Origin of the sequence: Coprococcus sp. RTP21204st1_G4_RTP21204_210225, from assembly GCF_040915385.1 — a bacterium.
GTDB lineage: Bacteria > Bacillota > Clostridia > Lachnospirales > Lachnospiraceae > Allocoprococcus > Allocoprococcus comes.
Genome location: NZ_JBCPDP010000009.1, coordinates 20,089 through 30,732, shown reverse-complemented (window position 1 = coordinate 30,732; position 10,644 = coordinate 20,089). Strand labels below are relative to the sequence as shown.

Annotated in this window: 10 protein-coding genes and 1 other annotated feature; of the genes, 1 reads left to right on the top strand and 9 read right to left on the bottom strand. The window is 41.9% G+C overall.

The window, feature by feature from the left end; genetic code table 11:
* Positions 1 to 145: 145 nt before the first annotated feature.
* The 9 genes from AB5213_RS10020 to AB5213_RS09980 all read right to left on the bottom strand — a co-directional run bounded on the left by AB5213_RS10020 (position 146) and on the right by AB5213_RS09980 (position 9,050).
* Entirely contained in the window at positions 146 to 1,168 is a 1,023-nt protein-coding gene (locus AB5213_RS10020; RefSeq protein WP_173692577.1) for a HAMP domain-containing sensor histidine kinase, read from the bottom strand.
* Complete coding sequence (locus AB5213_RS10015) at positions 1,165 to 1,836, bottom strand: response regulator transcription factor (RefSeq protein WP_173700016.1); 672 nt, start codon at positions 1,834 to 1,836, stop codon at positions 1,165 to 1,167. Before AB5213_RS10015 ends, AB5213_RS10020 begins: the two co-directional genes overlap by 4 nt.
* A gap of 15 nt (positions 1,837 to 1,851) precedes the next feature.
* Positions 1,852 to 2,727 carry a YitT family protein gene (locus AB5213_RS10010; RefSeq protein ID WP_368276645.1) on the bottom strand — a complete coding sequence of 292 codons (876 nt, stop codon included), beginning with the start codon at positions 2,725 to 2,727 and terminating at the stop codon, positions 1,852 to 1,854.
* A gap of 253 nt (positions 2,728 to 2,980) precedes the next feature.
* Positions 2,981 to 3,202 (bottom strand): LacI family transcriptional regulator, encoded by a 222-nt coding sequence (locus AB5213_RS10005; RefSeq protein ID WP_055156037.1) that lies wholly within the window; start codon positions 3,200 to 3,202, stop codon positions 2,981 to 2,983.
* Between the two features lie 75 nt (positions 3,203 to 3,277).
* Positions 3,278 to 4,348, bottom strand: a complete 1,071-nt coding sequence (rsmH, locus tag AB5213_RS10000; protein WP_055156036.1) for a 16S rRNA (cytosine(1402)-N(4))-methyltransferase RsmH — start codon at positions 4,346 to 4,348, stop codon at positions 3,278 to 3,280.
* 50 nt (positions 4,349 to 4,398) lie between these two features.
* Positions 4,399 to 4,587, bottom strand: coding sequence for a hypothetical protein (locus tag AB5213_RS09995; protein ID WP_173685791.1), 189 nt, complete (start codon positions 4,585 to 4,587; stop codon positions 4,399 to 4,401).
* A 159-nt stretch (positions 4,588 to 4,746) separates the two neighbouring features.
* On the bottom strand, positions 4,747 to 6,501 hold the full coding sequence (locus AB5213_RS09990) for a S8 family peptidase (RefSeq protein ID WP_368276644.1): 1,755 nt from the start codon (positions 6,499 to 6,501) through the stop codon (positions 4,747 to 4,749).
* 67 nt (positions 6,502 to 6,568) lie between these two features.
* Entirely contained in the window at positions 6,569 to 7,603 is a 1,035-nt protein-coding gene (locus AB5213_RS09985) for a bile acid:sodium symporter family protein (protein ID WP_008369831.1), read from the bottom strand.
* 122 nt (positions 7,604 to 7,725) lie between these two features.
* Positions 7,726 to 7,971, bottom strand: a binding site (T-box leader).
* Between the two features lie 62 nt (positions 7,972 to 8,033).
* On the bottom strand, positions 8,034 to 9,050 hold the full coding sequence (locus AB5213_RS09980) for a glycosyltransferase family A protein (protein ID WP_173692579.1): 1,017 nt from the start codon (positions 9,048 to 9,050) through the stop codon (positions 8,034 to 8,036).
* A 143-nt stretch (positions 9,051 to 9,193) separates the two neighbouring features.
* Between AB5213_RS09980 and AB5213_RS09975 the strand changes: the two genes are divergently transcribed.
* The gene (locus AB5213_RS09975; RefSeq protein WP_368276643.1) at positions 9,194 to 10,414 is read left to right on the top strand and encodes a 6-phosphofructokinase; all 1,221 of its coding nucleotides are present in this window, start codon (positions 9,194 to 9,196) and stop codon (positions 10,412 to 10,414) included.
* Positions 10,415 to 10,644 lie beyond the last annotated feature (230 nt).

Below are 10,644 nucleotides of genomic sequence, written 5' to 3'. Positions count from 1 at the left end.
CATGGAATTTTCCATATTTATTTTTTCTGGCGGCTGTGTAGTTCAAATGGATGAGCATTTTCGATTGGTCGATCCCTGCCAAAAAGTAAATTATAGTTTGATTCCGTTGTTGAAGGTTTTCTAAATCTTTCACCGATTGAATTTTTTACTCTATCCGCCGATGTTCACGGTCAAAATTTAAGTATACTTTTGTTCCTTTTTCTGGTTTTGATTCAATCCAGATAGTATGATGGAGACGATCTATGATTGTCTTACAGAGATATAATCCTATTCCAGTGGACTTTTTATTTGCTCTTCCATTGTAACCGGTAAAGCCTTTTTCGAAGATTCTTGGGAGGTCCTCTTCGGCGATTCCGATTCCATCGTCAGCAATTACCAGAGTTTTGTCTTCTGTGTAGATTGATATTTCTCCGCCTCTTGCGTATTTAACTGCATTGGAGAGAATTTGTTCGATGACGAAGGTCAGCCACTTTTCATCGGTCAGGATCTTCTGATCCTGGATTTCAAGGTGAAGTCTTGTTCTGGTCATGATGAACATCTGGGAATATTTGCGGACTGCCTGGCGGACGATTTCTTCCAGGCTGCAGATCCGGAAGGCGTAATCGGAGGTTGCGGAACCCATTCTGAGATAGGTGAGTACCATATCCACATATTGTTCAATCCGGAACACCTCCATTTTCATGCTTCGGGTAAGTTCCTGTGCTTTCGGGCTTTCCTGTACTTCTTCCAGTTCTTCCCCGCTCTGGATCAGGACACCGAGTGCTGCAATTGGAGTCTTGATCTGATGAACCCACATGCTGTAATAATCAGACAGCTCCTGTTTTTCAATCTGCACAGAGGATTCCAGCTCTTTTTTCTCTTCGTAAAGCTGCCGGATCAATTCCTGGTACATTTCGCTTTCCCGGCTTTCTGCCTCCGGAAATCCTCCTGCCTCTGTCCGGATTTTTCCCTGATTTTCTTCCAGTATTCTTTGTCTTTTTTCATATCGTATGAAAACAAGTGTAAACCAGATCACATTCCATAAAATCACCAGAAGGAACGCATATCCTGCAATCTCCACCGGAATTTCATAGATCCAGAAGATGACTGCAAAGAGAATGCCCGAAACAAGAACCGCTATTCTCTCCGGTCTTTTTTCTTTCCAAAATGCCCTTAAAATCTCTGTCATACCAGCATGTACCCGATTCCTTTCTTGGTCCGGATCACATCATGCATTCCGGCTTCCTCCAGCTTTTTCCGAAGTCTCGCCACATTTACTGTAAGTGTATTATCATCGATGAATTCGTCACTTTCCCAGAGTCTGGTCATGATCGCATCTCTGGTCACAAATTTTCCTGCGCTCTCAAAAAACATCTGACAGATCTTGAACTCATTCTTGGTGAGTTCAATCTTCTGCCCGGCTATTGTAAGTGATGCATCTCCCAGATTCAGTAGCATTTCTCCATGCTCAATGATATTTGCCGTTCCCTGAAGTGCATATGCTCTTCTAAGCACCGCCTGCACCTTTGCTGTCACTACATTCAGATCAAACGGCTTCTCGATAAACTCATCTCCGCCCATGTTCATTGCCATCACGATATTCATGTTGTCATTCATCGATGACAGAAAGAGGATCGGCACATTGGACAGCTTTCGGATCTCCTGGCACCAGTAGAATCCATTGTAAAACGGAAGCCCAATATCCAGGATTACAAGCTGTGGATCTGTCTTTTTAAATTCTTCCATTACATTTTTGAAATCACGTACACATACTGTCTTATAATTCCACTTTTTCAAATGCGATGCCAGCCGCTCTGCGATCGTGTTATCGTCTTCAACAATCAGTATTTTATACATTTATTCCTGACTCTCCTAAACTCTCTTCTGGAAGTTTCCGTACACCTTAACCCCTTCATCTACCGTAGTAAATGCTTCCGGATCCAGTAAATACACCATGTTCAGGATATCTTCTACTTCAAATTTATTCACGATCGTCACCAGAACATAATTGTGTTCACTCGTAAATGCACCTTCACCATTCCACTGCGTAACACCACGTCCGGTTTCTTTCATGATTGCCTCTGCGATTCCCTTCTTCTTCGTGAAAATCAGCATTCTCACATTGATGTTCTGAAAATGCATCCTGTCCAGAGTTACCGTGTAGAAGAACAGGTAGACGACCGAATAAATCACCGTTGAGATATCAAAAACTAAAAGATAAATGGCATACAGTATCAGATTGAAGATGGTTCCCAGTTTTCCAACGGACATTCCCGCATATTTTTTCGCCATCCAGATACCGATAACCTCGATTCCACCACCGCTTCCTTTTGCCGTCAGCATGATTCCGATTCCGGCTCCGGTTACAACACCACCGATGATGATTCCAATGACCGGATCAGCGATCAATGCTGTTGCCGGAGTTGGTACGATTGAAGTAAATAAACTGATTCCTACCGTTCCAAGGATTGTATTTATAAAAAATGTCTTTCCGATTTTAAACCATGCAATAAATAAAATCGGAATGTTGAGCAGTAAATAAATGATACCATACAGGTTCAGACCTGCAATTTCCTTAATCCCGATCTGTCCTGCTCCATAACTTAACAGCTGTGCAAGACCGACTGCTCCCCCACTGTATAAATTCATAGGGATAATAAATACATTCAGACCAACTGCGTAGATCAGACAGCCCACTATGATCCAGACAACCTGCATTCCCCTCTTCTGTGGCAAAAAATTGTTCATACTTTTTCTTTCCTCCTTGCTTCCGTTTTGATACCAGATATTTCATAACTTTTCCATACAGTATATCACGCCGGCATCTGAATTTGTAGACTAAAGTACAAATCGGCTTATAATTTTCTGTTATATATTTTAATCATTTTTCAAATAACAAAAGATGCCGCTCTGTTATCTGTTTTGATAACTTTGCAGCATCTTTCTACTCTTCTTTTTTTATCCAACGTGACGCTCAAATCTCTTAAATCCAAGAATATTTTCAATCCGATCCATTGCATCCTTTTTTACTGATATACTCAGCGACTTCCTTCATAGCCTGATAATTATTAATCTGCACACTTCCCATATTACCACTCTTTTCAATCTTACGATCAATAAATACAACTGGGATTGATAAATCTGCAAGTAGCTTGTTACTGGTCGCATAATCCGAACTGACATAAATGATCCCATCTACCATTCTGGATTTTAACACATTCAAAAACTTTTCTTCCTGCACCGCATTATGATCCTTGATTTTTGTTTTGTCAATATTCTAATCAGCCTACACTTACTTTTACTCCGCCTTCACAGCCCAGCGCATCTTCGTAGATCTTGCACGCCCATTCTGTGCACACTCTTCTGCCGAAGGTCGGACTACATCTTTGGCATATTCGGAATAAACTCCCTCGCGATATCCTGCTTTTAAAGCTTTCTTCACCAGTTTGTCTTCTCCTGAATGGAATGTCAGAATTGCTACTCTTCCCCCCGGTTTCAAAGTGCCCGGCAGTTTTTCCATAAATTCATAGAGTACTTCAAATTCATGATTCACGTCAATTCGAAGTGCCTGGAAAGTCCGCTGACAGGTCTTCCTGATGATATCTTTTTTCTCCTTATTTTCCGGAAGGAAAGACAAGGTCTGTTCGATCACCTGACGTAGCTTTGTCGTAGTATCAATCCGGTGTCCTTTCCGGATTTCTTCGGTGATTGCCTTTGCCAGTTCTTCACAGTACGGCTCATCCGAATTTTCATATAACATCCCGGCAAGTTCTTCTCTTGAAATTGTATCCAGTCTCTCGGCTGCACTGATCCCTTTTTCCTGATTCAGTCGCAGATCCAGAGGTCCGTCCACTTTGAAAGAAAATCCTCTCTTCGGGTTGTCAATCTGCATGGAAGACACACCCAGATCAGCCAAAATAAAATCAAATCCCCCAACTTCTTTTGCAATCTCATCGATAGTACAAAAGTTTTGAAGACGGATTGTTAAAATATCCTCCCCAAATCCCTGTTCTTCCAGACGTTTTTTTGTCTTTGCAGATTCTTCCGGATCTACATCTGTCGCGTAAATGTGCCCCTTTCCTTCCAGACATTTCAGCATCGCTTTTGTATGTCCACCATAGCCAAGCGTTGCATCAAATCCCACCTCTCCCGGCTGGATCTTCAAGAAGTCAAGAATTTCCTGCACCATGATCGAAATGTGCATTCCAGCAGGTGTATTTCCTTTCTGAATGACATGGGCAATCATGTCCTGATATTTCTCCGGCTGTAATTCTTTGTATTTTTCTTCAAATTTTCGTGGATATTTCCCCTTGTACCTTGTGCGGCGCTTGTGAACACCTTGTTCAGTGTTCTTTTCCTGTTCTGACATGCATTGTCTCCTTACTTGTTAATTTATTTTTGGTTTTTTCGAATCTCTGGTCAACTCCATCGATTTTGTTGACTCATTGCCATTTTCTCAACGTTTTCCACATTTTTCTTAATATTATTTTGTTCGACTGTAACTTGAACAGCTGCTACTTTTAACTGACCATCCATTTTGCCTTCTTTCTTCAAAATATTAATTTGTTTAAACTCACTATACTCTATCACTCTATCAGCGTAAAGCATTTTTTACAAATCGTCCTATTTTTGTGCATATACAGTTTTGAGTTGTGCATGTTGCATAATTTTTCTTTTTACCTATTAACTGAACAAATTTAAGGTTAACAACTGAATAAAGATATGTTTTCAGGTTGTTTTTCGAGGTGTTATTATAAATATAACATTTTAATCTGGCAGGCTTCTCTCCAAACAGAGTCGTCCATATCCCACCTCACGGTTCGGATACTTTCCAAATCCCGGCAACTCTCTCGCCCCGCGCCGGAGATACGCCTTCACCTTCTCCCCATACAAAAACGGATCATTTCCTCTTACGATCCCCCATTCCATCAAAAGTGCCGATGCTCCTGTCACAAACGGCGTTGCGAAAGAAGTTCCACTCACCACTGTCACCCCTCCGCCAACTGCTGTCGTCCTTACGTTCACTCCCGGTGCCACAAGATCCGGTTTCGTCCTTTCATCCTGCCAGGTATATCCTCTTCCTGAAAAAGATGCATAGGAAAAAGTAAGCGCATCATACGCCCCAACCGATATCACTTTATCTGCAGTCGAAGGAATCGTTAAGGTCACTTCTTCATCCGGATACAAAAATCCTGTCCCCCGGTTCAATACATTCTCACTTGGCAACCACAGATCATACTGCCCTTCCACAACCCTTGTCGGATTCAAAATGATCTGCCAGACTCCCGACGTAATATAATCTGTCACCGGAATCATATCAATATAAATCTCCTGCGCGACATTATACGGGCTCGGTTTTCCATAATATAATAAAATCTCCGTTTCCCCGATCCGGAATCTCTGCGAACCGAGAACAGATTGTATTGGACCGATCCGCGTCCCCGCAGGAGATACAAATGAAATTTCCACTTCGTCCGTATACGCTTTCCAGATCTGAATATTCAATGTTGGTTCATCTGCCTGTACTGCGAGCTGTATTCTTTCTTCTTTTCTTTTCTGCAGCACTCCAGAAGTATGCCCGGCACTTGCTGCTTCATTTCCGGTCCCCACACAGATCACACTCTTCCAGAAATTCGACAGATCATCAATATACCGTTCTACCAGACTCCTGCCGTCATGAGAACCATATGTATTTCCAAAACTCAGATTGATCGCCACCGGCATCCGAAATTCCAGTGCTTTCCTCACCACATAATCCATCGCCTGCATCAGTTCTGTCGTCCGTGGAAATCCGTCTGGCATAGGCGACCCCATTTTTACCACAATCAGCTCACTCTCCGGTGCCACACCGGCATACAGATTTCCGCTTCCTCGCCCATTTCCGGCAGCAATCCCTGCAACTGCAGTCCCATGACCGGATATATCCTGACTTGGTACCATTCTTCTCCTTTCCTCTGACGAGTCAGTCTCAAGTGCCCTGTTAATCTGCTCCTTGGTAAATTCCACTCCCATCCGATACCCTTTTGGTGGATTCTTCTCTTCATCCGCATTCGGTCTTAATGACTGATCCCACATCACCCGTATTCTCGTCGTTCCATCTGCATTCCGAAAATCTTCATTCGCATAATCAATCCCCGAATCAATTATCGCCACAAGGACACCCTGTCCACGCAGATCAAGAAAGCGGGTATCCTGCACCTCATTGATACAGGATACCCGCTTCCCATTTGCTATTTGAAAAAATAAACGTTTCGGTTTCTCTATATATTCTACCTCAGGAATATCTGAAAGTAAATCAATCCTGGACTGGCTGATCCGAATGATCGCGTACTCATTCTGAAGTTCAACCACCTGGATTGCCAGGGCTCTTACCTGATCCAGATTGCCCGAATATTTAATAATCAATTCCCATTCCCTGTCAATCGGATGATACCCGACATCCAGGTTCAATGATTTTTCTCTTTCTTCTTCCGTCGCTCCAAGTGCCAGATTTAAAAGATTTTCCAGTTTCTGATCTTCCATATCTTCTTACGCCCTGTAAGTTATTCCTGATATTTTATGATGACCATTCCGAAATTATTTCTGTATTTTATGCTACATTTTCTGCAGCCTGCTTTTTATTTGCAGGCTTTCCTGCTTTTCTCTTATCATATGCTGCAAATAATCCTGCGAGAAGTGTTCCTGAAATAGAATGCCATGTACAGGATACAGCACAGATAATTGCGGATTCCGGTGCCACCGCAAACTGTGCCGTTGTGGTTGCAAGGTTGGTAGCAAGTCCGGCGTTCTGCATTCCAACTTCGATGGAGATTGTTCTCTTCTTTGCAGTATTCATACCAGTCAGTCTTCCTGCGCCGTATCCCAGCAGATATCCAAGTCCATTATGAAGAAATACTGCCACAAAAATTACAACTCCTGATTCAAAGAATTTGTCTCCCTGCGAAGAAACCACTCCGCCAACTACACATGCAAGTCCAAGTACTGCAACTCCAGGCATCACTTTCTGAAGCTCTGTAAATGTTTTTTTCTTTCCAAACAGATAATTCAGTAAAAATCCAAAAGCTACCGGAACAATAACGGTCTCAACAATAGATACAAACATCGGAAGTCCTTTGATCGTAATATGCGTTCCGCTTGCAAGAAGTGAAACCATAAGCGGTGTCATAACCGGTGAAATGATTGTGGATACCGTAGTCATTCCTACGGAAAATGCCACATCTCCGCCACACAGATAAGACATGATATTGGAGGATACACCACCCGGACAACAGCCTACAAGGATCAGACCAAGTGCAATTCCATCCGGAAGCTGAAGTACTTTCGTCAGTGCAAATGCAAGAAATGGCATGATCAGATACTGCGCGATTGCGCCGATACAGATATCAAAAGGTCTCTGTGCCAGAATCTTAAAATCTTCGGTTGTCAGTGTCAGTCCCATGCTGAACATGATGATTCCGATGATGATCGACTGACAGGTGAACTTGTTGGATACCGGATCAACGAACAATGGGTTATTTACCCATCCCATCATTGCCGGTACAAAGAATGTGACTACTGCAATAGCGATTACCACCAATGATGTATAGTCTGATAAAAATTTGCTTGCTTTTTGTAATGCTTTCATTACAGTTTCCTCCTTTTTCTTTTCGTCCACGCAAAACTGTTCTTCTAATCTTTCGATAACAAAATTCACAGGATTTTTTTGTATACACAGCAACAAAAAAGTCCCTTTCCAGAATCAATCTGAAAAGGGACGAATAAAATCCGCGTTACCACCCTAATTCCACAGATAATAATCTGCGGCACTTCACATACCAACATATGCTATCCATATAACGGTGGATCCCGGCAAAGTCTACTTGCAGATACTTTTTCTGCTTTGGACCCGCTTCTTAGAGAGGATATCCTTATCCGGTTATTACCTGTTCACACCATCCACAGGCTCTCTGAAAATAATGACGGATACGACTTTGTTCTCATCAACGAATTTTGGTGAACCATATTTTCTTTAACAGTTATTATAGTCTTCTCTTCGGAAATGTCAAGAACGAATTTTAATTAAATCCGACAATTCTTCTCGCCACAATGTACGCCAGAGACGAAATCTTTCTTCCTGATCTGCCCGGAAGATTCATGGTCTGTCCAAGGATTCCGTAACGGATCTTCCAATAAGTTCCGTAGTGATTCTTCTTCAGATACTGCCACAGCTCCCGTTTCTTTTCCAGATTCTCTGCATTTTTGGAACGAATCAGAAGAATCGAAGACACCGTCATCATAATTGCAAGATAATTAGTCATATAGGTCCGCAGTTTTTTATTAGAAATCTTGCGCATATCATACATATCAATCATGCTCTTTGTGACAAAGATCTGCTGATCCACACGACTGATCATCACCTTTTCATTGACAGACTGATCTTCTCTTCCAATGTAATAACGATAAAAATCCACATCCATGTAATACATCTTACGCACATGCGGAAGTGGATAGTAAACATAAATATTGTCCACATAGAACGTATGCTTCGGCAGCCTGAGCTGACATAATTTCAGGAAATCTGTCCGGTAAATAACAGAATGCATCAGAATATACTGTCCCAGATGGAAATGTTTCACATCATTCCAGCCAAAAATCTCTTCCTGTGGAAGCACATTCTTGTACTCAATCACTTTCTTGTGCTCCATTCCTTCTTTTTCGTATACATAATTGGCAAGCAGCATATCCACCTGCTTTTCTTCCTCTTCAAACGTTTTCAGAACATCCAGAATCTTGTACAGTGCTTCTTCATCTACCCAGTCATCACTGTCCACAACTTTAAAATATTTTCCCTCTGCGTGGTCAAGACCTGCATTGACCGCATCTCCGTGTCCACCATTTTCCTTATCAACTGCACGGACGATCGTTGGATACTTTTCTTCATACTCATGTGCAATCTTTGAAGTATCATCCTTTGATCCGTCATTAACTATGATGATCTCTACATCTTCTCCACCTTTTAAAATAGATTCCACTGCCCGGTCCATATAAGCTGCCGAGTTATAACACGGAATCGCAAACGATATATATTTCATGTGTATTCTCCTTCTCAATTTAAAGCTCACGTTCCTAGTATAGCCTAATTTTTTTTGTTTTCCAACTGATATTGTAAATTTCACATTTTTCAGCTATAGTTAAAGCTATATGATTACTATGAATAAAGAGGAGGATTTCAACTATGAATCACAATTTACTGGTCGGACAATCAGGTGGTCCTACTGCTGTAATCAACGGAAGTCTCTATGGTGTTGTCTCAGAAGGTCTGGCAAATCCGGAGATTGATAATGTCATCGGTATGGTCAACGGTATCGAAGGTTTTCTTGCCGATCACACAATAGACATGGCACCTTTAAAAGAAAATGGCGAACTGGAACGTATCCGCACCACACCGGGTTCATATCTTGGTTCCTGCCGTTATAAATTACCGGAAGATCTTTCCGATCCGGTTTATCCTGAACTTTTCCAGAAATTTACCGAAAAAGAAATCAGCTATTTCTTCTATATTGGCGGAAATGATTCTATGGATACCGTAAGTAAATTATCCCGCTACGCAGCAACAGTCGGAAGTGATATCCGCATTATCGGAGTTCCAAAAACCATCGACAACGATCTGGTTCTGACCGATCATACCCCGGGCTACGGAAGTGCTGCCAAATATGTTGCTTCTACAGTACGCGAAATTGCAATTGATGCCTCTGTCTATGATAATAAACCATCTGTCACCATCGTCGAGATCATGGGGCGCCATGCCGGCTGGCTGACCGCCGCAAGCGTTCTTGCCCGCAAATTTGAAGGCGATAATCCGGTTCTTATTTATCTTCCGGAAGTTGCTTTCTCCCCGGATACATTTATCGAAAAGGTAAAAGAAAAGCTTACTAAAACTTCTAATCTCGTTGTCTGCATTTCCGAAGGAATCAACGATGGTAACGGAACCTTTGTCTGCGAGCTTGCAAGTGATGTCGGCACAGATACTTTCGGTCATAAAATGCTGACTGGCTCCGGAAAGTATCTTGAAAATCTCGTAAAAGAAAAGCTTGGTATCAAAGTACGCTCTGTGGAACTCAATGTCTGCCAGAGATGCTCTTCCTCCTGTTTATCTGCCACAGATCTGGACGAAGCCGCTGCTTCCGGCCGTTTTGCTGTAAGTGCCGCTTTAGATGGTGAAACAGGAAAGATGATCAATTTTATCCGTAAGAGTGATGACCCATACATCCTTGAATTCGGAACTGCAGACGTAAACGAAATCTGCAATAAAGAAAAAGCTGTTCCTGAAGAATGGATCACAAAAGACGGTTCCGACATCGGAGATGAATTCATCGCTTATGCCCGTCCACTGATCCGGGGAAGTGTAGAAGTACCTATGAAAGATGGACTTCCATACTTCGCATTCCGCAAATAGTCTTGTTCACAATTTGTTCATTTATCTTTCAAAAAACCTTCATTTGTTAAACACTCTTTCTTCACAAGTGTTTTATATACTAGAATCATCAAATGAAGAACATAAAAGATAAAAGATTTCAAACAAATCATTTAATAAGACGTGCAGAAGTTAATAATAGAATAACTTTTTCATAATACATGCCGGGGGCTTTTAAGTCACCCGGCATCCTCCCTTTTATGGGACTTTTT

Bases quoted from the DNA above. Each gene is read 5' to 3' on its own strand.
- AB5213_RS10020 (WP_173692577.1), bottom strand. From the start codon at position 1,168: ATGACAGAGATTTTAAGGGCATTTTGGAAAGAAAAAAGACCGGAGAGA.
- AB5213_RS10015 (WP_173700016.1), bottom strand. From the start codon at position 1,836: ATGTATAAAATACTGATTGTTGAAGACGATAACACGATCGCAGAGCGG.
- AB5213_RS10010 (WP_368276645.1), bottom strand. From the start codon at position 2,727: ATGAACAATTTTTTGCCACAGAAGAGGGGAATGCAGGTTGTCTGGATC.
- rsmH (WP_055156036.1), bottom strand. From the start codon at position 4,348: ATGTCAGAACAGGAAAAGAACACTGAACAAGGTGTTCACAAGCGCCGC.
- AB5213_RS09995 (WP_173685791.1), bottom strand. From the start codon at position 4,587: ATGCTTTACGCTGATAGAGTGATAGAGTATAGTGAGTTTAAACAAATT.
- AB5213_RS09990 (WP_368276644.1), bottom strand. From the start codon at position 6,501: ATGGAAGATCAGAAACTGGAAAATCTTTTAAATCTGGCACTTGGAGCG.
- AB5213_RS09985 (WP_008369831.1), bottom strand. From the start codon at position 7,603: ATGAAAGCATTACAAAAAGCAAGCAAATTTTTATCAGACTATACATCA.
- AB5213_RS09980 (WP_173692579.1), bottom strand. From the start codon at position 9,050: ATGAAATATATATCGTTTGCGATTCCGTGTTATAACTCGGCAGCTTAT.
- AB5213_RS09975 (WP_368276643.1), top strand. From the start codon at position 9,194: ATGAATCACAATTTACTGGTCGGACAATCAGGTGGTCCTACTGCTGTA.